Origin of the sequence: Burkholderia humptydooensis (assembly GCF_001513745.1) — a bacterium.
GTDB lineage: Bacteria > Pseudomonadota > Gammaproteobacteria > Burkholderiales > Burkholderiaceae > Burkholderia > Burkholderia humptydooensis.
Genome location: NZ_CP013380.1, coordinates 1,202,747 through 1,225,283, shown reverse-complemented (window position 1 = coordinate 1,225,283; position 22,537 = coordinate 1,202,747). Strand labels below are relative to the sequence as shown.

Annotated in this window: 21 protein-coding genes and 1 pseudogene; 4 read left to right on the top strand and 18 right to left on the bottom strand. The window is 65.9% G+C overall.

From position 1 onward, the window contains the following. Positions 1-9 precede the first annotated feature (9 nt). Entirely contained in the window at positions 10-510 is a 501-nt protein-coding gene (locus AQ610_RS35795) for a hypothetical protein (RefSeq protein ID WP_144411922.1), read from the top strand. Between the two features lie 406 nt (positions 511-916). On the opposite strand, the pseudogene AQ610_RS05695 reads toward AQ610_RS35795, so the two are convergent. Together AQ610_RS05695 and AQ610_RS05690 are read right to left on the bottom strand one after the other, a co-directional pair. Next, positions 917-1,183 (bottom strand): annotated as a pseudogene (locus AQ610_RS05695) (PA0069 family radical SAM protein); the annotation flags it as partial. A gap of 102 nt (positions 1,184-1,285) precedes the next feature. After that, positions 1,286-1,774: an Lrp/AsnC ligand binding domain-containing protein gene (locus AQ610_RS05690; RefSeq protein WP_006025733.1), complete on the bottom strand. Its 489-nt coding sequence runs from the start codon at positions 1,772-1,774 to the stop codon at positions 1,286-1,288. 145 nt (positions 1,775-1,919) lie between these two features. Here AQ610_RS05690 and AQ610_RS05685 point away from each other — a divergent pair, with 145 nt between their 5' ends. Then, entirely contained in the window at positions 1,920-3,206 is a 1,287-nt protein-coding gene (locus AQ610_RS05685) for a D-amino acid dehydrogenase (protein ID WP_009913255.1), read from the top strand. A 117-nt stretch (positions 3,207-3,323) separates the two neighbouring features. On the opposite strand, the gene ltrA is transcribed toward AQ610_RS05685, so the two are convergent. From ltrA to AQ610_RS05650, 7 genes are all read right to left on the bottom strand, one after another. After that, positions 3,324-4,730 (bottom strand): group II intron reverse transcriptase/maturase, encoded by a 1,407-nt coding sequence (gene ltrA / locus AQ610_RS05680; RefSeq protein WP_082262312.1) that lies wholly within the window; start codon positions 4,728-4,730, stop codon positions 3,324-3,326. Positions 4,731-5,235: 505 nt separating this feature from the next. Next, complete coding sequence (locus AQ610_RS05675) at positions 5,236-7,026, bottom strand: acyl-CoA dehydrogenase (protein WP_009916193.1); 1,791 nt, start codon at positions 7,024-7,026, stop codon at positions 5,236-5,238. A 113-nt stretch (positions 7,027-7,139) separates the two neighbouring features. After that, positions 7,140-8,075 carry an electron transfer flavoprotein subunit alpha/FixB family protein gene (locus AQ610_RS05670; protein ID WP_045554826.1) on the bottom strand — a complete coding sequence of 312 codons (936 nt, stop codon included), beginning with the start codon at positions 8,073-8,075 and terminating at the stop codon, positions 7,140-7,142. A 15-nt stretch (positions 8,076-8,090) separates the two neighbouring features. After that, positions 8,091-8,840, bottom strand: a complete 750-nt coding sequence (locus AQ610_RS05665; RefSeq protein WP_004189750.1) for an electron transfer flavoprotein subunit beta/FixA family protein — start codon at positions 8,838-8,840, stop codon at positions 8,091-8,093. Between the two features lie 225 nt (positions 8,841-9,065). Then, complete coding sequence (locus AQ610_RS05660) at positions 9,066-9,860, bottom strand: MetQ/NlpA family ABC transporter substrate-binding protein (protein WP_080594972.1); 795 nt, start codon at positions 9,858-9,860, stop codon at positions 9,066-9,068. A 79-nt stretch (positions 9,861-9,939) separates the two neighbouring features. Then, positions 9,940-10,593, bottom strand: a complete 654-nt coding sequence (locus AQ610_RS05655) for a methionine ABC transporter permease (protein ID WP_006025728.1) — start codon at positions 10,591-10,593, stop codon at positions 9,940-9,942. Next, positions 10,583-11,617, bottom strand: a complete 1,035-nt coding sequence (locus AQ610_RS05650; RefSeq protein ID WP_006025727.1) for a methionine ABC transporter ATP-binding protein — start codon at positions 11,615-11,617, stop codon at positions 10,583-10,585. Before AQ610_RS05650 ends, AQ610_RS05655 begins: the two co-directional genes overlap by 11 nt. A gap of 298 nt (positions 11,618-11,915) precedes the next feature. On the opposite strand from AQ610_RS05650, the gene AQ610_RS05645 reads away from it, so the two are divergent. After that, a complete protein-coding gene (locus tag AQ610_RS05645; RefSeq protein WP_080595006.1) occupies positions 11,916-12,758 on the top strand; it encodes an alpha/beta hydrolase in 843 nt (280 codons plus the stop codon). A 120-nt stretch (positions 12,759-12,878) separates the two neighbouring features. Here the strand turns inward: AQ610_RS05645 and AQ610_RS05640 are convergent, their stop codons facing one another. After that, positions 12,879-13,802: a histone deacetylase family protein gene (locus AQ610_RS05640; protein WP_006025725.1), complete on the bottom strand. Its 924-nt coding sequence runs from the start codon at positions 13,800-13,802 to the stop codon at positions 12,879-12,881. A 178-nt stretch (positions 13,803-13,980) separates the two neighbouring features. Between AQ610_RS05640 and mltB the strand changes: the two genes are divergently transcribed. Continuing rightward, the gene (gene mltB, locus AQ610_RS05635) at positions 13,981-15,216 is read left to right on the top strand and encodes a lytic murein transglycosylase B (RefSeq protein WP_006025724.1); all 1,236 of its coding nucleotides are present in this window, start codon (positions 13,981-13,983) and stop codon (positions 15,214-15,216) included. 95 nt (positions 15,217-15,311) lie between these two features. On the opposite strand, the gene cysM is transcribed toward mltB, so the two are convergent. The 8 genes from cysM to AQ610_RS05595 form a co-directional block, all read right to left on the bottom strand. Beyond that, positions 15,312-16,214: a cysteine synthase CysM gene (gene cysM / locus AQ610_RS05630; protein WP_009916396.1), complete on the bottom strand. Its 903-nt coding sequence runs from the start codon at positions 16,212-16,214 to the stop codon at positions 15,312-15,314. A 338-nt stretch (positions 16,215-16,552) separates the two neighbouring features. Beyond that, the gene (locus tag AQ610_RS05625; RefSeq protein ID WP_006025722.1) at positions 16,553-16,870 is read right to left on the bottom strand and encodes a ComEA family DNA-binding protein; all 318 of its coding nucleotides are present in this window, start codon (positions 16,868-16,870) and stop codon (positions 16,553-16,555) included. A 71-nt stretch (positions 16,871-16,941) separates the two neighbouring features. Next, positions 16,942-17,934 (bottom strand): ADP-glyceromanno-heptose 6-epimerase, encoded by a 993-nt coding sequence (gene rfaD, locus AQ610_RS05620; protein WP_006025721.1) that lies wholly within the window; start codon positions 17,932-17,934, stop codon positions 16,942-16,944. 58 nt (positions 17,935-17,992) lie between these two features. Beyond that, positions 17,993-18,979 carry a D-glycero-beta-D-manno-heptose-7-phosphate kinase gene (gene rfaE1, locus AQ610_RS05615; RefSeq protein WP_009916397.1) on the bottom strand — a complete coding sequence of 329 codons (987 nt, stop codon included), beginning with the start codon at positions 18,977-18,979 and terminating at the stop codon, positions 17,993-17,995. Continuing rightward, positions 18,948-20,348 carry a UDP-glucose dehydrogenase family protein gene (locus AQ610_RS05610; protein ID WP_006025719.1) on the bottom strand — a complete coding sequence of 467 codons (1,401 nt, stop codon included), beginning with the start codon at positions 20,346-20,348 and terminating at the stop codon, positions 18,948-18,950. The genes rfaE1 and AQ610_RS05610 overlap by 32 nt, the downstream gene beginning before the upstream one ends. A 109-nt stretch (positions 20,349-20,457) precedes the next feature. Next, positions 20,458-21,627 (bottom strand): lipopolysaccharide assembly protein LapB, encoded by a 1,170-nt coding sequence (gene lapB / locus AQ610_RS05605; protein WP_006025718.1) that lies wholly within the window; start codon positions 21,625-21,627, stop codon positions 20,458-20,460. A 54-nt stretch (positions 21,628-21,681) separates the two neighbouring features. Further along, complete coding sequence (locus AQ610_RS05600; RefSeq protein ID WP_004195986.1) at positions 21,682-21,975, bottom strand: LapA family protein; 294 nt, start codon at positions 21,973-21,975, stop codon at positions 21,682-21,684. Positions 21,976-22,198: 223 nt separating this feature from the next. Then, a complete protein-coding gene (locus AQ610_RS05595; protein ID WP_009916398.1) occupies positions 22,199-22,522 on the bottom strand; it encodes an integration host factor subunit beta in 324 nt (107 codons plus the stop codon). Positions 22,523-22,537 lie beyond the last annotated feature (15 nt).

Here is a 22,537-nt window from a genome sequence, read left to right as displayed (position 1 = left end):
GGCATGATAATGGAAACGTTGAATGAAGACCCGGTCGCTGCTGATTTCATCTCTGCGCTCCAGCGCCTCATTGATGGAACGCCGACACATCCAAAGCTCATCGCGAAAGCTGCGGACGGAAAGCTTCGCGTGAATCTTCTAAGCGTTTCCATTGAAGCGGGGCATTCCCGTACCCTTATCGGCCACAAAGATTGCGCCTATCCGGACGTGCGCAATGCAATTCTCCGGACCCTTGAGAACTTCGGCCCCAAGGAAACACTCAAGGCCGAGATATTGAGGTTGCGCAACCAAGTTTCTGAGCTCCAAGACAAGCTAGAAGAAAGGGACAGTTATAACGTTAGGTTGCTTCTGCGATTGCGAGCTTACGAACAGGGAAATGACGCCTCCGGTAAGCGAATGAAGCCAGCCTCAAAAAGTGAACGTCAGGCAGCTATGTCTATTGTTGGCGGCTCAGAGCAAAGAACCGAAAAGAAGAAGCCGAGCCCAAATCAAACAGCTGGTGAGACTTAGAACACCCGCTGTGGGTCTTTTGCGTTTTGCTCGAACACGAGTCAGGTCTGGATTTGTCAGCCCTGAGGAGCTCGAATTAAACAGCTCGGGTTCGGGCTCGAAAGACCAACGGCTGCCCCGAGGCAGCCGTCGCATGCGGGATTCTAAAGTATATTTGCGCTTTCGGCGCTTACGTCTGACATTTGGATAATTCATCACATCATTTCGCACGCCAAATTGAAAGCTTCCGGTAAACCCCGTGTGGACAACTTGTCCGTACACAGCACAAGGCTGTGCACGGCCCCTTCGGGGTTCACAAGTTGACCACACTTGAGGTTGCGCCCGCGAGCGGGCGCCTATCAAGAGATATCCAAAGGTCAAAACCAAGGGGTACCACGAGCGTGAACAAAAAGGAATGTCGCATAACGTGCTCGCACCCGCGATACGGGTTCAGCGACACGTTGAACGGAATGTCCGGCGACGCATTGCGCGTGAGGATCGTCCTCGCGCGCTCCTCGAACACCTGCGTGCGCAACGGCGCGGGCGGCTCGCCATCGTTGTCGCGCGTCCAGCCGTCGTCGACCGTCTCGCGCTCGACGGTCTCGTAACGCCCCTGCAGGTTGCCCACCGCGCCGCGCCCCTTGCGGGGCGCGGGCGGCGCCACTGGATATTCGACGTCGGATCGTTCGCTCATCGTGCCTCTGGTAAGCGGCCCGGGCCGCCAATGACAAAACCGCCAATCACTGTACAAACATACAGTAATTGGCGGTTCATGCCAAGCGCCTCGGACGCGCGCTCACTCGTTGACCGCGATCATCAGCGTCTCCTTGATTTCCTCCATCACGACATAGCTCTTCGATTGCACGGCGCCCGGGAGCTGCAGCAGGATGTCGCCGAGCAGCTTCCGGTAGTCGGCCATCTCGCCGATCCGCGCCTTGATCAGATAATCGAAGTCGCCCGACACCAGATGGCATTCGAGCACCTCGTCGATCTTCATCACTTCGCGGCGAAACTGCTCGAACATGTTGCCGCTCTTGTGATCGAGCGTGATCTCGACGAACACGAGCAGCGCGGCGCCGAGCTGCGCGGGATCGACGTGCGCGTGGTAGCCGGTGATCACGCCGTCGCGCTCCATCCGCCGCACCCGCTCGATGCACGGCGTGACCGTCAGGCCGACGCGCTCGGCGAGGTCCTTCATCGCCATGCGGCCGTCCTCTTGCAGCAGCTTCAGAATGCGCCGGTCGAGCTTGTCGAGCGCGCGTACCGGCTGACGTTGAGTTCTCATCTCTTTTTTACTGAAAATTGGAAAAATACAATAACAAAACCTAGTGACTCAACCATACCATAGCGCAAAAAACTAGGCCGTATGGAGATCGCAGAGCGCATCGGGTGCGCCGCGCCATCCGGCGTTTTCTCTATCCGGAGCAGCTATGCGTGTGGTTATTTTGGGCAGTGGCGTGGTCGGCGTGGCGAGCGCCTATTATCTGGCGCGCGCGGGCCACGAAGTCACGGTGATCGACCGCGAGGCCGGCCCCGCCCTCGACACGAGCTTTGCGAACGCGGGCCAGATCTCGCCCGGCTACGCGGCGCCGTGGGCCGCGCCCGGCGTGCCGCTGAAGGCGGTCAAGTGGATGTTCGAAAAGCACGCGCCGCTCGCGGTCCGCCTCGACGGCACGCGCTTCCAGTTGCAATGGATGTGGCAGATGCTGCGCAACTGCACGACCGAGCGTTATGCGCTGAACAAGGGCCGGATGGTGCGCCTCGCCGAATACAGCCGCGATTGCCTGCAGGCGCTGCGCGCCGAGATGGGCATCCAGTACGAAGGCCGCACGGGCGGCACGCTGCAGGTCTTCCGCACGCAGCAGCAGCTCGACGGCGCCGCGAAGGACATCGCGGTGCTGCGCGAGGCGAACGTGGCGTTCGAACTGCTGTCGAGCGACGCGCTGAAGAAGGCCGAGCCGGCGCTCGCCGCGGTGTCGCACAAGCTGACGGGCGGCCTGCGGCTGCCGGGCGACGAGACGGGCGACTGCCAGCTCTTCACGACGCGCCTCGCCGCGCTCGCCGAGCAGCTCGGCGTGACGTTCCGATTCAACACCAGCATCGACGCGCTCGCCGTCGCGGGCGGCAAGATTGCGGGCGTCCAGTGCGGCGGCGAGATGGTGCGCGCCGATGCCTACGTGGTCGCGCTCGGCTCGTACTCGACGAACCTCGTCGCGAATCTCGTGAAGATCCCGGTATATCCGCTGAAGGGCTATTCGATCACCGCGCCGATCGTCGACGCGGCGAAGGCGCCCGTGTCGACCGTGCTCGACGAAACCTACAAGATCGCGATCACGCGTTTCGACGATCGGATCCGCGTTGGCGGGATGGCGGAGATCGTCGGCTTCGACAAGCGGCTGCGGCAGGCGCGCCGCGAAACGCTCGACATGTGCGTGAACGACCTGTTCCCGGGTGGCGGCGACACGGCGAACGCGACGTTCTGGACCGGCCTGCGGCCGATGACGCCGGACGGCACGCCGATCGTCGGCCGCACGCCCGTGCCGAACCTGTTCCTCAACACGGGCCACGGCACGCTCGGCTGGACGATGTCGTGCGGCTCCGGCCAGTTGCTCGCCGATCTGATGTCCGGCAAGAAGCCCGCGATCCGCGCGGACGACCTGTCGGTGCATCGCTATCTGAGCGAGACGGACGGCGAGCATCGCCCCGCATACGCATGACGCGCTGACGCGCGATCGGGGCGGCCCGCATGCAAGGCCGCCTCCGATCGAGTAGGGTGAGGGGTTACCCCCTCAGCCCTCTCACACCACCGTACGTGCGGTTCCGCATACGGCGGTTCAGTTAATGCTCTGGAGGCGATCCACCGTCCGACGGATCGAGACCAGTCCCCGTGCATCGAAGTAGGCATTGGGTAACGCCTGCTTCAAATGGTGAGAACCGGCGTTCCACCAAGGTCCTCGCCCGTTCACGCTCGATTTCCATGCCCGCTCCGGGCGTAGGCCCAGTGCGATCATGTTGCGCTCTCGGGTTCGGGGGCGCTTCCACTGCCGCCAGATCAGGCAGCGCAAACGCCTTCGCAACCATCCGTCCAGCCCCTCCAGCCGCTTGTGCTGCTGGCTGAGCCGGAAGTAATTTGCCCACCCCCGTAGGACCGGGTTGAGCTTCCGGATCGTCTGCTCAAGGGACCCGCTTCTTCCCTTCAACGTCAGATCCCGCACCCGCGTCATCAATCGCTTGATGCTTTCCGGTGCAATCCGGATCTGTGCTTGACCCAACCTCACCGCCACCCGGTATCCCAGGAACTTCCGCGTGCTCGGCCGCGCCACCGCACTCTTGGCCTCGTTCACGCGCAGCTTCAAGACCTTCTCGAGATAGGCCCTGATTCTCGCCATGACGCGCTGTCCTGCTTGTTGGCTGCCAACGTAAATGTTGCAGTCGTCAGCGTACCGGCAGAACGCCAGCCCTCGGCTCTCCAGCCTCCGATCCAGATCACTCAGCAATATATTCGACAGTAGCGGGGACAGCGGGCCGCCTTGCGGCGTGCCCTCCGTCCTCGCACGCGTCACGCCGTGCGCCATCATCCCCGCTTCGAGGAAGCGGCGAATCAGCTTCAGCGTCACTTTGTCTTTTACATGCCTCGCAACCCGGCCCATCAGCACATCATGGTTGACTCGATCGAAGAACTTCTCCAAATCGATATCGACCACCCAATGCCGACCACCCTGAACATAGGCTTGCGCCTGACGCACCGCGTCCAACGCACTCTTGCCCGGTCGGAATCCGTAACTACTCGCCGAGAACGTCGGCTCCAAGATCGGTTGCAATACTTGGTGCAGCGCTTGCTGGATCAGTCGGTCCACCACGCTTGGCACGCCCAGCGTCCTCACCCCGCCTTGCGGCTTCGGTATGTCCGCCCGGCGTACCGCCTGCGGTACGTACCGCCCTTCCAGCAGCGCCTGCTTCACACTCGGCCAGTGCATCTTGAGCCAGTCACCAAGGCCTTCCACGCTCAGCCCATCTACCCCGGCTGAACCCTGGTTCCTCAGCACCCGGCGGTATGCTCGCCTCATGTTGCCGCGTTCCACGACGCGCTCCATCAGCGCGTCGCCCTCCGATTTCGTTTGCCCAGATGTCGCCGTGCCCGTCTCCGCACCCCGCACGCAGCCCGGTGGCTTCCGGCCACCCCTCGCGTGCTCGGCCACTGTCTCCAGCGCTTCTGCATCCATAACAGGCTTCGAGATCATCCGTCCTACTCTCGGCATTCACTGTTCCGGCCTTCGGTCCCGGTCCTCTTCGGCTCTCCGCCTTCGCCTTGACCTACTATGCCTTCTGCTGACTTCTGCTTCCGCGTCCCGCCGCCTCTCGACCTCGGTAGCTGGCCTTACCGCGCCAGCACAGAAACAGATCTCCCCGGGTATTGCGCACTCACCTTCACGCTTATGCCTGTCGGATCTACGTAACAACGTCGGTGCAAGTTTCGGGCTTCGGTGAATTGGGACACCTTACCCAGTCGCTACGCCTCATATCCGCTTCCTGTTCGTCAGGCCAGCGCTTTGCCTCCCAGCTTCCTTCAGACTCCCAGTCACCCGGGAAACCCTTGCCTTCGGCTAACTCTTCCCCTTGCCGGGCGAGTAGAGGACTTTCACCTCCCAGTGAGTGCGCCCTGCCGGGCGCACCCAAAAAGAACGGCGCCCGAGGGCGCCGTTCTGCGTTTGAGCGTCTAGCGGACGAACCGGCCGAGCCCGACGATCAGAACTGGTCTTCCGTCAGCGCGAACACGCCTTGCCCGCCCTTCGCGCCGACGATCGACGCTTCGAACCCGCTCGCCTGCGCGAGGATGTGCTCCGCATAGAACTGCGCGATCGCGATCTTCGCGTCGTAGAACTTCGGGTCATCGGCGCGCTTTTGCTGCGCGACGAGCAGCGCGCGCGCCATTTGCCAGCCGCACAGCACGATGCCCGCGAGCTTCAGATACGGCACGCCGCCGGCGAACACCGCGTTCGGATCGCCTTTCACGTTCGCGACGACAAAGTCGACGACGGCCGACAGCGCGCGCGCGCCGTTCTCCAGTTGAACCTTCATCGCGGCGAACGCCGGGCCGTCGTGCGCGCCGAGCGCTTCGACCGTCTGCCGGATCTCGCCGACGATCGCCTTCGCGACCGCGCCGCCGTCGCGCGCCGTCTTCCGGCCGACGAGGTCGTTCGCCTGGATCGCGGTCGTGCCTTCGTAGATCGCGAGAATGCGCGCGTCGCGGTAGTATTGCGCGGCGCCCGTTTCCTCGATGAAGCCCATCCCGCCGTGCACCTGGATGCCGAGGCTCGCGACCTCGTTGACCATCTCGGTGCTCCAGCCCTTCACGATCGGCACCAGATACTCGTAGATCGCCTGATGCTTCGCACGCACGCCTTCGTCGGCCGCGCGGTGCGCGTGATCGCTATGCGCGGCGGCGACGTAGGACAGTGCGCGCGCGCCTTCCGTCAGCGCGCGCATCGTCGCGAGCATCCGGCGCACGTCCGGGTGATGGATGATCGTCACCGACTGCTTTGCGGAGCCGTCGACGGGACGGCTCTGCACGCGCTCCTTCGCGAACTCGGCGGCCTTCTGGTACGCGCACTCGGCGACGCCGATCCCCTGCATCCCGACGCCGAAGCGCGCCGCGTTCATCATGATGAACATGTACTCGAGGCCGCGGTTCTCTTCGCCGACGAGATAGCCGATCGCGCCGCCGTGGTCGCCGTACTGCAGCACCGCAGTCGGGCTCGCCTTGATGCCGAGCTTGTGCTCGATCGACACGCAATGCACGTCGTTGCGCGCGCCGAGGCTGCCGTCTTCGTTGACGAGGAACTTGGGCACGATGAACAGCGAAATGCCCTTCACGCCTTCGGGCGCGTTCGGCGTGCGCGCGAGCACGAGGTGGACGATGTTGTCCGCCATGTCGTGTTCGCCCCACGTGATGAAGATCTTCGTGCCGAACACCTTGTACGAGCCGTCGGGCTGCGGCTCCGCGCGCGAGCGCACGAGCGCGAGGTCGGAGCCCGCCTGCGGCTCGGTGAGGTTCATCGTGCCCGTCCAAACGCCCGCGATGAGCTTCGGCACGTAGCGGGATTTCTGTTCGTCGGTGCCGGCCGTGAGGAGCGCTTCGATTGCGCCGTCGGTCAGGAGCGGACACAGTGCGAACGACAGGTTCGATGCGTTCAGCATCTCGATGCACGGCGTCGCGATCAGCTTCGGCAGGCCCTGGCCGTCGTATTCGGTCGGATGCTGGAGCCCCTGCCAGCCGCCTTCGGCGAACTGGCGGAACGCATCCTTGAAGCCGGGCGTCGCCGTGACGGCGCCGTCCTTCCAGCTACTCGGGTTCTTGTCGCCCTCGATGTTCAGCGGCGCGAGCACCTCGCCGCAGAACTTCGCCGATTCGTCGAGCACGGCCTGCGCCGTGTCGAAGCCGGCGTCCTCGTAGCCGCGCAGCTTCGCGACCGCGTCGATGCCGGCCAGTTCCTTCATCACGAACAGCATGTCCTTGACGGGTGCGGTATAGCTCATGGTGCTCCTCTCCTGGTCTGCTTATGGTGTGAAAAGGGGCGCTCGCCGCGCCCCTTTGCTCATGTTCGACTGGCTCGTGCGTTGAACGCGACGCGCGCCGGCTGCTGAACGTGTCAGCCGAGCTCGTTCACGAGTTCCGGCACGAGCGTGAACAGATCGCCGACGAGGCCGTAATCGGCCACGCTGAAGATCGGCGCTTCCGGATCCTTGTTGATCGCGACGATCACCTTCGAATCCTTCATCCCCGCCAGGTGCTGGATCGCGCCCGAGATACCCACCGCGATGTACAACTGCGGCGCGACGATCTTGCCCGTCTGGCCCACCTGATAGTCGTTCGGCACGTAGCCCGCGTCCACCGCCGCGCGCGACGCGCCCAGCGCCGCCTGCAGCTTGTCCGCCAGCGGCTCCAGCACCTTCGTGTAGTTCTCGCCGCTGCCGAGGCCCCGGCCGCCCGACACGATGATGCTCGCGCTCGTCAGCTCCGGACGATCGAGCTTCGTCACTTCGCGGCTCACGAACTGCGAGATGCCCGCGTCCGCCGCCGCGTCGATCTTCTCGACCGACGCGCTGCCGCCTTCCGCCGCGACCGGATCGAAGCCCGTCGCGCGCACCGTGATCACCTTGATCGGATCACCCGACTGCACCGTCGCGATCGCGTTGCCCGCGTAGATCGGGCGCTCGAACGTGTCGGCCGAATCGACCGCCGTGATGTCCGAGATCTGCGCGACGTCCAGCTTCGCCGCGATCCGCGGCGCGATGTTCTTGCCGTAGGCCGTTGCCGGCGCGAGGATGTGCGAGTAGTCCTTCGCGACGTTCAGCGCGGTCGCCTCGACGTTTTCCGCGAGACCGTCCGCGAGCTGCGGCGCGTCGGCCAGCAGCACCTTCGATACGCCCGCGATCTTCGCCGCCGCGTCCGCCGCGCCCTGCGCGTCGTGGCCCGCGACCAGCACGTGAATGTCGCCGCCGATCTTCGTTGCCGCGGCCACCGTGTTCAGCGTGGCTGCCTTGATCGACGCGTTGTCATGTTCCGCAATCACCAGAATCGTCATCTCTTTGCGCTCCCCTTACAGCACCTTGGCTTCGGTCTTCAGCTTCTCGACCAGCGTCTTCACGTCCGCGACCTTCACGCCCGCCGCGCGCTTCGGCGGCTCCACCACCTTCAGCGTCTTCAGACGCGGCGCGACGTCCACGCCCAGGTCTTCCGGCTTCACCGTCTCCAGCGGCTTCTTCTTCGCCTTCATGATGTTCGGCAACGTCACGTAGCGCGGCTCGTTCAGGCGCAAGTCCGTCGTCACCACCGCCGGCAGCGTCAGCGACAGCGTTTCCGCGCCGCCGTCCACTTCGCGCGCGACGGTAGCCTTGCCGTCGGCTACCGTCACCTTCGACGCGAACGTCGCCTGCGGCAGGTTCGCGAGCGCGGCGAGCATCTGGCCCGTCTGGTTCGAATCGTCGTCGATCGCCTGCTTGCCGAGGATCACGAGCTGCGGCTGCTCCTTGTCGACCAGCGCCTTCAGGATCTTCGCGACGGAAAGCGGCTGCACCTCGTCGTTCGATTCGACGAGAATCGCGCGGTCCGCGCCGATCGCGAGCGCCGTGCGAAGCGTTTCCTGAGCCTGCGCGACGCCCACCGACACCGCGATCACCTCGGTCGCCACGCCCGCTTCCTTCAGGCGCACCGCTTCTTCAACGGCGATCTCGTCGAACGGGTTCATCGACATCTTCACGTTCGCGATATCGACGCCCGTGCCATCCGACTTCACGCGGACCTTCACGTTGTAATCGACCACTCTTTTCACTGGCACCAGGATTTTCATGCACACGCTCCAAAGTTACGAATACGATCAGCGGCCATTTTATAGCGTGGCTCGCTGACGCGGCGGCGACGCCGGTCATTCAATTTGCGGCTGCGCCGAGGATAGCGCCCCCTTGCGGCATGCCGATAATAGCGAACGGTCGTTCTATTTTAAAAGAGAAAAAACCCGGACGCCAAGCCCGGGCTTTCGATTTTCGCCTCTAATCGGCGGCATCCCTTATTCCTCCTACCATGCGGCGATCACCGCGCCGCCGAACCGGCGCTCGATGAAGCGCTTCACGTCGGGCGACCGGTATGCGGCGACGAGCTTCGCGACCCACGGCTTGTCCTTGTCTTCGGCGCGCACCGCGAGAATGTTCGCGTACGGGCCATTCGGGCCCTCGATTGCGATCGCGTCCTGCTTCGGCTTCAGGCCGGCTTCCATCGCGTAGTTCGTGTTGATCGCGGCCGCGTCGACGTCGGCGAGCGAGCGCGGGATCTGCGCGGCATCGAGCTCGACGATCTTCAACTGCTTGGGGTTGTCGACGACGTCGAAGCGCGTCGCCTTCAGGCCCGCGCCGTCGCGCAGCTTCAGCAGGCCCTGCTTCTGCAGCAGCAACAGCGCGCGGCCGCCGTTCGTCGGATCGTTCGGGATCGCGATACGCGCGCCCGATTGCAGCGCCGCGAGCGACTTCACGCGCTTCGAATAGATGCCCATCGGGAACGTCACGGTGTCCGCGACCTTGACGATCCTGTAGCCGCGGTCCTTCACCTGCGCTTCGAGATACGGGGCATGCTGGTAGCTGTTCGCGTCGAGGTCGCCCGCCGCGAGCGCCGCGTTCGGCTGCACGTAATCGGAGAATTCGACGATACGGATGTCGAGCCCGCTCCTCGCCGCGACCTTCCTCACTTCCTCCATCACCTGCGCATGCGGGCCGCCCGTCACGCCGACCTTGATCGTCTGCGCCTGCGCCTGCGCGCTCGCGACGCACGCGGCCGCGCCGAGCGCGGCGGCGAGCTTCAGCATCATTCTTCGTTGCATCTTCGGATCTCCTCAGCGGTTGCGGCGCCGTCGCGTGTCGCGTTGCGCGGCGCTCGTTCGTCTTCGATTGCCGATCGCGTCACTTGTGGCTCAGGCGCCGCACGAGCCAGTCGCCGAACGACTGCACGATCTGCACGAACACGATCAGGATCGCGACGACCGTCCACATCACTTCGGGCAGATAGCGCTGATAGCCGTAGCGGATGCCGAGGTCGCCCAGGCCGCCGCCGCCGATCGCGCCCGCCATCGCCGAATAGCCGACGAGCGACACGAACGTGATCGTGAGCCCCGCGACGATGCCCGGCAGCGATTCGGGCAGCAGCACCTTGAACACGATCTGGCCCGTCGTCGCGCCCATCGCCTGCGCGGCTTCGATGAGGCCGCGGTCGACTTCGCGCAGCGCCGTCTCGACGAGCCGCGCGATGAAGGGCGCCGCCGCGATCGTGAGCGGCACGACGGCCGCCGCGGTGCCGATCGACGAGCCGACGGCGAGGCGCGTGAACGGAATCACCGCGACGAGCAGGATGATGAACGGCGTCGAGCGCACCGCGTTGACGATGCCGCCCAGCACGCGGTTCACCGCGAGATTCTGCAGCACGCCCTGGCGGTCGGTGAGATAGAGCAGCACACCGAGCGGCAGGCCGACGAGCGCGCCGACCGCTCCGGAAATGCCGACCATGATCAGCGTCTCCCAGAACGACTGCACGAACATATCGAACATTTCACTCAACATACGAAAGCTCCTCGACGACCACGCCCTGCTCGCGCAGATACGCGAACGCCTGCCCCACCTTGCCCGGCTCGCCGGTGGCGAGCACCGCGAGCGAACCGAACGCGCGCCCCTGGATCTCGTCGATCTGGCCGTGCAGGATGTTGAAGTCCAGCTCGTAGCGCCTGATCGTCTCGGAGAGGATCGGCTGGTCGACGCCCGAGCCCGTGAACGCGAGGCGCAACAGATGGCCCGAGCCCGTCTTCAGGCGCTCGGCAACGCGCGCCTTCATCGCGGGCGGCAGCTCCTGCGCGATCACGTCGCCGATCAGCGCGCGCGTGACTTCGTGATGCGGGCGCATGAACACGTCGATCACGTTGCCCTCCTCGACGACGCGCCCGGCGTCGAGCACCGCGACGCGATCGCACACGTCCTTGATCACTTCCATCTGGTGCGTGATGAGGACGATCGTGAGGCCGAGCTCGCGGTTGATGCGCCGGAGCAGGTCGAGGATCGCGCGCGTCGTCTCGGGGTCGAGCGCGGACGTCGCTTCGTCGGACAGCAGCACCTTCGGCTTGCTCGCGAGCGCGCGCGCGATGCCGACGCGCTGCTTCTGCCCGCCGCTGATCTGCGCCGGATAGCGGTCCTTCTGCGCGGCGAGGCCGACGAGATCGAGCAGCGGCAGCACGGTCGCCTCGATCTCCGCGCGCTTCACGCCGGCGAGCTCTAGCGGCAGCGCGATGTTGTCGAACACCGTGCGCGACGACAGCAGGTTGAAGTGCTGGAAGATCATCCCGATGTCGCGCCGCGCGCCGCGCAGCTCGCCGGCCGACAATTGCGTCAGGTCGCGCCCGCCGACGAACACGCTGCCTTCGGACGGCCGCGTGAGCAGGTTGATCGTGCGCACGAGCGTGCTCTTGCCCGCGCCGCTGCGGCCGATGATGCCGAATACCTCGCCCTGCGGAATCGTCAGATTGACGTTGTGCAGCGCCTCGATCCAGCCGCGAGGCCCCTCGAAACGCTGCGAAAGGTTGCGAATTTCGATCATGTAAAAAACGGCGGAACGGCGCAGCCGGATGTGCCGGGCTTCGCTGTCGACCGCCGCCGCATCTTGGGAATAGCCCGCGAGTTTACCGCATTCGTCACATTTCTCTTAATAATCGATTTCCAACTTTTCATAACCAAAGGCGATTAGAGGACGACGCCCGCGCGGGCCGTCACGGACGGCGTCTATGATCGAGCCCATCCCTCATAACGACACGCCGGAGACGCCCGCCATGGACGCAGCCGCTTCGACTTCGCCCCGCTTAGCCGCCGATTCCGGCACCGCCCCTCAGCGCGGGCGCCTGCGTACCGCCGACGGGCTCGAGCTCGCGTCCTACCGCTGGCCCGCGGCCGCGTCCCCGTGCGCGGCGCCGCGCGCGACCGTCGCGCTCGTGCACGGGCTCGCCGAGCACGCGGGCCGCTACCAGGCGCTCGCCGAACGGCTGAACGCGGCGGGCATCGAGGCCGTCGCAATCGATCTGCGCGGGCACGGGCATTCGCCCGGCGAACGCGCATGGGCCGAGCGCTTCGATCGGTATCTGGAAGACGCGGACGCACTCGTCGCGAGCGCCGCGCGCGAGAACACGCCGCTCTTCCTGATGGGACACAGCATGGGCGGCGCGATCGCCGCGCTCTACGCGGTCGAACGCGCGGCCGCGCGCCGCCCGGGCCTGGCGGGCCTGATCCTGTCGAGCCCCGCGCTCGCGCCCGGACGCGACGTGCCGAAGTGGATGCTCGCGATGAGCCGCTTCATCAGCCGCGTGTGGCCTCGCTTTCCGGCGATCAAGATCGACGCCGCGCTGCTGTCGCGCGATCCGGCCGTGGTCGCCGCGAACCGCGCCGATCCGCTCGTCCACCACGGCTCGGTGCCGGCGCGCACGGGCGCCGAGATTCTCGGCGCGATGCGGCGAATCGAGGCCGGCCGCGCGGCGCTGCGCGTCCCCGTCCTCGTCTATCACGGCACCGCCGACAAGCTGACCGAGCCCGACGGCAGCCGCGATTTCGGCCGGCACGTCGGCTCGCCCGACCGCACGCTCACGCTGTACGAAGGCAACTATCACGAGACGATGAACGATCTGGAACGTGAGCGCGTGATCGGCGCGCTGATCGACTGGATCGTCGCGCGCGCGCCGGCGCGCGGTTGAGGCAGGGACGTCAGGAAGCGCGCCGACCGGTTCGTGCGGACACGCCTGCACACGGCGGCGCTCCGCGGCTCGACATCGAGCATCGGCGCCCGTGCCGTCCGCGATGCGCGCCCTACGCGCTCACACCTGCGCGAGCACGCGCAGATGCGCGACCACGCTTCGCCCGAGCGCGGACAGGTTGTAGCCGCCTTCGAGGCAGCTCACGATCCGGCCTTGCGCATGCCGCCGCGCGACTTCGCAGATCTGCTGCGTGATCCACTCGTAGTCGGCTTCGACGAGCCCCATCCCGCCGATGTCGTCCTCGCGATGCGCGTCGAACCCCGCCGACACGAACAGCATCTGCGGCCTGAACGCGTCGAGCCGCGGCAGCCACATCAGATCGACCGCCTCGCGCACCGCCATCCCGTTCGTGCGCGCGGCCATCGGCAGATTGACCATGTTCGGCGCCTGATGGTCGACGCCCGAAAACGGATACAGCGGATGCTGGAAGAAGCTGCACATCAGCACGCGCTCGTCGTTCGCGAATGCGGCCTCGGTGCCGTTGCCGTGATGGACGTCGAAATCGATGATCGCCACGCGCTCGAGACCATGAGTCTCGAGCGCGTGGCGCGCGGCGATCGCGACGTTGTTGAAGAAACAAAAACCCATCGCGCGCGCGGGCTCCGCATGATGGCCGGGCGGACGCACGCTGCAGAACGCGTTGTCGTAGCGGCCCTCGAGCACCGCATCCGTCGCCTCGACGGCCGCGCCCGCCGCGCGCAGCGCCGCGCGCCACGTGTAGCGGTTCAGCGACGTGTCGGGATCGATCTCGACGTACCCTTCCTTCGGAATCCGGCTGCGGATGTAGTCGATGTGCGCCTGCGTGTGCACGCGGGCCAGCGCCGTCTCGCTCGCAAACGGCGCCGTCTCGTGGACGATCAGATCGTCGATGCGGCTCGCGATCAGTTGATCCTGGATCGCCGACAGTCGCGCCGGCGACTCGGGATGCCACTCCCCCATCTCGTGCAGCAGGCAGTCGGGGTGCGTGTAAAAGGCCGTTGGCATAAGCTCGTTCCGCGACGCGGCCGGTGCGCGCCGCAGGTCTCCGTCAAGGATGTCCGCGATATCGTCTGGTGCGAAGTTCGCCGCTAACTTACCACATCGCGCCCCGCGCCGGGCCGGCGCGACGGGCGTGTCGGTTATACTGCCCCGAAATCATCCGTCTCGTCCGCTTTGCTTCGACATGACCTTCCACCAGCCTGCCGCACCCGTCTCGCTCGCTTTCCGTCTTCGCCTCCCGCTCGCCGCGCTGTCGCTCGCCGCGACGCTCTTCGCGTCAGCCGCCGTCGCGCAAACGCAGCCCGCCGCGGCCGTCGTCGCGCAAGCGCAGCCGCAGCCAAGCGCGCCGCAAGGACAGACGTTCGAAGAAGAAATCGTTCCGCAGCGCTACGCGAACAATGCGAAGATCGACGCGTTCATCGCCGACATGGTCGCACGCCACGACTTCGACGCCAACGCGCTGCATGCGCTGTTCGCGCGCGTGAGCTACTCGGCGACCGCCGCGAAGCTCGTGATGCCCGCGCCGTCGCCCACCGTCAAGAACTGGCGCGTCTACCAGTCGCGCTTTCTCGACGCGGTGCGCGTGAACGCCGGCGTGAAGTTCTGGCGCGCGAACCAGGGCACGCTGCAGCGCGCGTCCACGGAATTCGGCGTGCCGCCCGAGGTGATCGTCGGCATCATCGGCGTCGAGACGATCTACGGCCGCTACATGGGCAACTTCCGCACACTCGATGCGCTGACGACGCTTGCCTTCGACTATCCGGACACGCCGAATCGCGACGCGCGGCAGGCGACGTTCCGCAAGAACCTCGAAGACTTCCTCGTATGGACGCGCGACAGCCAGCTCGACCCGACGAGCGTGCTCGGCTCGTACACAGGCGCGATCGGCATTCCACAGTTCCTGCCGAGCAGCATCCGCGATTACGCGGTCGATTACGACGGCAACGGCCACATCGATCTGCGCGCGAGCCAGGCCGACGCGATCGGCAGCGTCGCGAACTATCTGAAGCAGCACGGCTGGGAAACCAGCCGGCCGGTGGTATGGAACATCGCGCCCGATACGGGCAGCCAGGGCGTCGCGCAAGCGGCGGCCGACGGCCGGCCCGAGCCGCACTGGGCGCTGTCGCAGTTGCTGCGCGCGGGCCTCGTGCTCGACGAGGCGTCCGTCAACATCGCATCGGAGGCGAGCACGCCCGTCACCGTGATCGATCTGCCGACGCCCGGCCGCACAACCGAATACAAGCTCGGACTGCAGAATTTCTACGTGCTGACCCGCTACAACCGCAGCTTCTTCTATGCGCTCGCCGTCTATCAACTGGGCGAGCGCGTGAAGGCACAAATGGAAGCGAGCGGCGCGCTGACGTCGGCGCCTGCCGATGCCGCACCCGCGGCGCCCGCGGCGCAGCCGTCGTCCGAGTGACGCCGACGCGGCGCGGAGCGCGCAATCGCCGGAATGAAAAAAAGCGCTGCTTGAGCAGCGCTTTTTTTCACGTGCCTGCGAGACGGCGCCGTGCGTTACGCGGGGAACACTCCCGTCGACAGATAACGATCACCGCGGTCGCAGACGACGAACACGATCGTCGCATTCTCGACCTGCCGCGCGACGCGCAGTGCGACTTCGCATGCGCCGCCCGACGAGATGCCGCAGAAGATGCCTTCGACGGCCGCGAGCTTGCGCGCCATCGCTTCGGACGCGGCCTGGCTCACGTTCTCGACGCGATCGATGCGGCTGCGATCGAAAATTTTCGGCAGATACGCTTCCGGCCACTTGCGGATACCGGGAATGCGCGAGCCCTCGTCGGGCTGTGCGCCGACGATCTCGACGTTCGCATTCCTTTCCTTCAGATACCGCGACGTGCCCATGATCGTGCCCGTCGTGCCCATCGCGGATACGAAGTGCGTAATGCGGCCCTCGGTCTCGCGCCAGATTTCGGGGCCGGTGCCTTCGTAATGCGCGAGCGGATTGTCCGGATTCGCGAACTGGTCGAGAATCACGCCCTTGCCTTCGCGCTGCATCTGGTCGGCGAGGTCGCGCGCGAATTCCATGCCGCCCTTCACCGGCGTCAGCACGATCTCCGCGCCATACGCGGCCATGCTCTGACGACGCTCGACGGACAGATCCTCCGGCATGATCAGCACCATCTTGTAGCCGCGGATCGCCGCCGCCATCGCGAGCGCGATGCCGGTGTTGCCGCTCGTCGCCTCGATCAGCGTGTCGCCCGGCTTGATCGTGCCGCGCTCTTCCGCCTTGCGGATCATCGACAGCGCGGGACGGTCCTTCACCGAGCCCGCCGGATTGTTGCCTTCCAGCTTCGCGAGAATCACGTTGTTGCGCTCGCGAATCTCGTCGTCCGGCAAGCGGACGAGTTGCACGAGCGGCGTATTGCCGATCGTGTCTTCGATAGTTTTGTAAGCCATGAACGTCACGTTTATCCGATGCCGATGAACGGGTCGATTGTAAACCAGCGGAGAAACATGCGCGCCGATGGCCATCAAGCCTGCCGCCGAAAGCGTCCGGCCTTCCGGCGCTCGATGTGCTCGACGTGCGCGAGCCGCCCGACGTTCATGATTGCCGCGCCAGCCGAGGCCCGCGCGACATACGCACGCGCGAGTACGCTGCGTGGCGGCCATGCAAAAAGCCCGCGGCATGCGCCGCGGGAATTCGCCGCCGAAGCGGCGCCTGAAGGAGGCATCACCCTGCCGCCGGCCGCTCGATTGCGAGAGGCCACCAGCACCAGAATCGTCAGCAGCCCGGATTATCTCTTGCCGGCCGCCGCCGCTTTCTGCGGCGCCGCGGCTGCGGCGGGCGCGCGGGCCGCACCGATCGCGAGGCCCTCGGCCTGCAAGCGCTCGACCGTCTTGCCGCCCATGCCCTTCACTCTGTGCGCGAGATCGGCCGCGTCCTTGAACGGGCCGTGCGCGGCCCGCTCGTCGACGATCGCCTTGGCTTTCGCCGGGCCGATGCCCCTGATGCCGCGAAGCGCATCGTCGTTCGCGACGTTGACGTCGACGGCAGCCCATCCGTGCGCGGCCGCGGCGCACAGCGCGACCGTCGCGAGAAGTTTCTTCAGCATCTGGATCTCCGTGGAAAAACGGCCGGCGGCTGCCGACCGTGAGACCCAGTCTAAGGAGGCGGGCGCGCCGCTTACAGTTGGCCGAACAGCCAACGAACGTAGCGATCGACGCCTTCCTGCACCGTCAGGAACGGCGCATCGTAGCCGGCCGCGCGCAGCTTCGTCTGGTCGGCCTGCGTGAAGCACTGGTATTTGCCGCGCAGCGCGTCCGGAAACTGCACGTATTCGACGAGCCCCTGCTCGACCTGCTCGGCGAGCGTGAGCGCGGACTTGCCTTCGAGCGCGCGCAGCGTGTTGACGACCGTCGTCGCGATGTCGTTGAACGGCTGCGCGCGGCCGGTGCCGAGATTGAAGATGCCCGACTTCTCCGGATGATCGAAGAAATACAGGTTCACCCTCGCAACGTCCTCGACCGACACGAAATCGCGCGTCTGCTCGCCCGGGCCGTAGCCGTTGTACTCGCCGAACAGCTTGACCTTGCCCTCGGCGCGGAACTGGTTGAAGTTGTGGAACGCGACTGACGCCATGCGCCCCTTGTGCGACTCCCGCGGCCCGTACACGTTGAAGTAGCGAAAGCCCGCGATCTGGCTCTTCGCGCTCGGCATCACGCGGCGGATCACCTGATCGAACAGGAACTTCGAATAGCCGTACACGTTGAGCGGCGCCTCGACCTCGCGCTCCTCGACGAAGCGGCTCGAGCCGCCGTAGATCGCGGCCGACGACGCATACAGGAACTGCGCGCCCTGCGCGAGGCACGCGTCGAGCACCGCGCGGCTGTAGCGGAAGTTGTTGTCCATCATGTAGCGGCCGTCGGTTTCCATCGTGTCCGAGCAGGCGCCTTCGTGGAATACCGCGCGCACCTTGCCGAAGTCGCCGCGCGCGAAGCGCTCGACGAATTCGGTCTTGTCGAGATAGTCGTCGATCTCGCAATCGACGAGGTTCCTGAACTTGTCCGCGCGCGTCAGGTTGTCGACCGCGATGATGCGCGTCTCGCCGCGCTCGTTCAGCGCCTTGACGATGTTCGCGCCGATGAAGCCGGCCGCGCCGGTAACGATGAGAGTCATGATCGTTCTGCCGATGAGAGTGTGCGTATGGCGCGCGGGCGGCGCGCGCCGGTGTCGTTCAATGAAACAGTTCGTCGTACTCGACGGTCGCGGTGCCGAGCTTGCCGACCACGATGCCCGCCGCGCGATTCGCCAGCACCACCGCTTCGACGAGCGGCAGCCCGGCGCCGAGCATCGTCGCGACGGTCGCGATCACCGTGTCGCCCGCGCCCGACACATCGTACACTTCGCGCGCGAGCGCGCTCACGTGCAGTTCCCCGTCGTTCGAGAAGAGCGTCATCCCCTCTTCCGAGCGCGTGAGCAGCAGCGCGTCGAGCGCAAGCGCTTCGCGCAGCTTCGTGACGCGCGCGCGCAGATCGTCCTCGGACGTCCACCGCCCGACGACCTCGCGCAACTCCGCGCGGTTCGGCGTGATCAGCGACGCGCCGCGATAGCGCGCCCAGTCGGCGCCCTTCGGATCGACGAGCACGGGCTTGCCCGCCGCGCGCGCCTTCGCGATCATCGTCGTCACGTGCGTGAGCCCGCCCTTCGCGTAGTCGGACATCAGCACGACGTCGTATGACGGCAGCAGCGCGTCGAAGCGCGCGAGCCCCGCGAGCAGCACCTCGTGCGTCGGCGACGCCTCGAAGTCGACGCGCAGCAATTGCTGCTGCTGCGCGAGCACGCGCAGCTTGATCGTCGTCGGCAGCGACGGATCGCGCTCGAGATACGGCGTCACGCCGCTCTCGCCGAGCAGCTCGACGATCCGCTCGCCCGGCTCGTCGCGCCCGACGACGCACAGCAGGCCCGCCTGGCCGCCGAGCGTCACCGCGTTGCGCGCGACGTTCGCCGCGCCGCCCAGCCGTTCCTCCTGCCGCTGCACGTGCACGACGGGCACGGGCGCCTCGGGCGAGATCCGGTTGACGTTGCCGAACCAATAGCGATCGAGCATCACGTCGCCGACGACGAGCACGCGCGATTTCGCGATCTGCTCGCGCGGCACGGCGCGCGCGGTCGCGGCGAGCGCCGCGCGCTTATCCGCGCTCGGAAGAGAAAGGCTCGACATAGGGGCGTCCAATGGCGTGGTAATCGATGCCGAGCTCGGCCATCGCGTCGGGTTCGTACAGGTTGCGGCCGTCGAAGATCACGGGCGCCTTCAGCACCGATTTCAGATGCGCGAAGTCCGGGCTCTTGAATTCCTTCCATTCGGTGACGATGACGAGCGCGTCCGCGCCCGCGAGCGCATCGTCGGCCGAATCGACGAACGCGAGCCGCGCGAGCGCGTCGGGCCCGTCGTGCAGATCGAGCGCGAACACGCGCCGCGCCTCGTCGAGCGCGACGGGATCGTACGCGCGCACCGTCGCGCCGCGCGCGAGCAGCGACGCGATCAGGCGCCGGCTCGGCGCTTCGCGCATGTCGTCGGTGTTCGGCTTGAACGCAAGCCCCCAGACGGCGAACGTGCGGCCCGCCAGATCGGCGCCGTAGCGCTGCGCGATCTTGTCGAGCAGCACGTTCTTCTGCGCGTGGTTCACGTCCTCGACCGCCTCGAGAATCCTGAGCGGCTGACCGTTCTCGCTCGCGGTGCGGATGAGCGCCTGCACGTCCTTCGGAAAGCACGAGCCGCCGTAGCCGACGCCCGCATACAGGAAGTGATAGCCGATCCGCGGATCGGAGCCGATCCCGCGCCGCACCGCCTCGATGTCGGCGCCGACGCGGTCCGCGAGATTCGACATCTCGTTCATGAACGAGATGCGCGTCGCGAGCATCGCGTTCGCCGCGTATTTCGAGAACTCGGCCGAGCGCACGTCCATGTAGATCGTGCGCTCGTGATTGCGGTTGAACGGCGCGTAGAGCTTCTTCATCCTCTCGCGGGCGATCGCGCCCGCCGCGTCGTCGTCGACGCCGATGATGATCCGGTCGGGCCGCATGAAATCGTCGACGGCCGCCCCCTCCTTCAGGAACTCGGGATTCGACACGACCGAGAAGCGATGCCCGGCGCTGCCCGCGAGGCCGCGCGCCGCGAGCGCCTCGTCGATCACCGCGTGCACGCGCTGCGCGGTGCCGACGGGCACCGTCGACTTGTCGACGATCACCTTGTAGCCCGTCATGTGGCGGCCGATGCTGCGCGCCGCCTCGAGCACGTATTGCAGGTCCGCGGAGCCGTCCTCGTCGGGTGGCGTGCCGACCGCAATGAACTGGATCTCGCCGTGCGCGACGCTCGCCGCGACGTCGGTCGAGAACGTGATGCGTCCCGCCGCTCGGGTGCGCGCGATGATTTCCTGCAGCCCGGGTTCGTGAATCGGCATGCCGCCGTTGTTCAGGATGTCGATCTTGCGGGGATCGACGTCGAGGCAGAACACGTCGTGGCCGATCTCGGCGAGACACGCGCCGGTGACGAGGCCCACATAGCCCGTGCCGATGATGGTGATCTTCATAAGTATTCCGATGATTCGCTCGAGCGGACGGCGTCCGCCCGGTTCAGGCCGCAGGCGGCGTCGCGCCGGCCCGCGCGGCCTGCCCCATTACCGCCCCATTACCGCCCCATTACGCAACGGCGGGTTCGACGCGCCGCGGCGCATAGGTTTCCCAGCCGCTGCATCCAGGACACTGCCAATAGAAGAGGCGCGCCCGGAAACCGCAATTCTGGCATGTATATCGTGGCAGATTCTTGGTGCGCTGCCTGACGAGCGCGCGCATCATCTCGAGCTCCGCGCGGCGCGGCTCGTCGGCCGCGGCGATCTGCGCGTCGAGCAGATGCAGCATGCCGGACAGGTTCGGCGCCTTTTCCATCTGCGAACGTGCGAGCGCGTGCGCGACGCCGTTGCCGCGCAGTTGCGCGACGTACTGATAGACGACGTCGAGCAGATCGTTCGACGGATAGCGCTGCGCATAGCCCGTCAGCAGTTCGGCGCCTTCGGCCGCCCGATCGAGCGCCGTGTAAGATTTCATCAGCCTGTCGGCGACGAGCGGCAGGTACGCGGGATTCTGCGTCTCGATCCGGCGCCAGTGCTCGATCGCCGCGCGATGGTCGCCCGCCGCGGCGGCCGCGTCGCCCGACAGGATCGCCGCGCGCGCGTTCTGCGGATTCACCGCGAGCGCGTCGCGCAGATGCCCGGCCGCGAGCTCGGCGTTCTTGCGCTGCAGCGCATCCTGCGCAAGCTCGCAATGGAACTGCGCAATCTCCGTCACAAGACGCGGCGCGCCCATCGATTCGATCCGCGTCGCGGTGTCGATCGACTTGTTCCAGTCCTTCTCGATCTCGTAGATCGTGAGGAGCGCGCGCTGCGCGTCGAGCGCGTAGTCGCCTTCGGCGAGCATGCGGAACGTCTCTTCCGCGCGATCGAGCAAGCCCGCCTTCAGGAAATCCTGGCCGAGCTCGAAGAGCGCGTGGTCGCGCTCGTTCACGGGCAGATCGTTGCGGCTCAAGAGGTTCTGATGAACGCGGATCGCGCGGTCCGTTTCGCCGCGGCGGCGAAACAGGTTGCCGAGCGCGAAGTGCAGCTCGACCGTTTCTGGGTCGAGCTTCGCGACTTCGATGAACGCGTCGATCGCTTTGTCCGGCTGCTCGTTCAGCAGGAAATTCAGGCCGCGGAAATACGAGCGCGGCAGGTTCGCGCTCTCGGACAGCAGCTTGTTGAGGTCGTAGCGCGACGCCATCCAGCCGAGCGCGAACGCGACGGGAATGGCGAGCAGCCACCAGAAATCGAGATCCATGCAACGTGTGTCGAAAAAAACCTGGGCCGCGCATCGTGCGCGGCGTCGGCATCGTTAAATGACGGGCGGCATCGGCGGCTGGTCGACGACGGCCGGGTTCTCGCGCACGGCGCGCAAGTCGCGCTTCAGGCGGCCGTTCTCCATCCGCATCCGGAAGATCGCGGGCAATGCCGACAGCAACCCCGCGATCAGCCCGACGCCGAAGAACGCGAGACCGATCAGGATCAGCGGAGCCTGCCAGTTGTAGCCGGCGAGGAAATTCAGCGTCGCGCTTTGCGTATTCGCCAACGCGAGCACGAGCAGCAGCACGAACACCAGCACACGGATCAACCAGACGATGAACTTCATGACTCCCTCTCTTTGACTGAGATTGTTCGGCGGCGCATGCGACTCCCCTTCGCAGCGTCTCGGGCGCCCCGTATTGTAAAGGAAGCGTTTCGCGCTTCGTGAATCGCTTGCGCGGCGCTTGACGCGCTTCGCGAAACGCGCGTGGCGCACCCAAAGAAAAAGCGCCCCGCAAGGGGCGCTTTCTTTCAGCCATGCTGGCTCGACCTCGGCTGCGACGGAACCGTCACTGGCCGTCTTCCGGCTCGTCGTTCTTCAACGGCTCGCCGGCGCGGCCGTCGACGCGCTCGCGCAATTCCTTGCCTGGCTTGAAGTGCGGCACGCGCTTCTCGGGCACCTGCACCTTCTCCCCCGACTTCGGATTGCGCCCGACGCGCGCCGGGCGACGGTTCAGACCGAAGCTGCCGAAGCCGCGAATTTCGATGCGATGCCCTTTCGACAATGCGTCGGACATCGCATCAAGCATCGTTTTCACCGCGAAATCCGCATCCTTCAACACGAGCTGCGGAAATCGCGATGCCAACTGGGCGACCAACTCGGATTTGGTCATACTTCAGCAGACCTC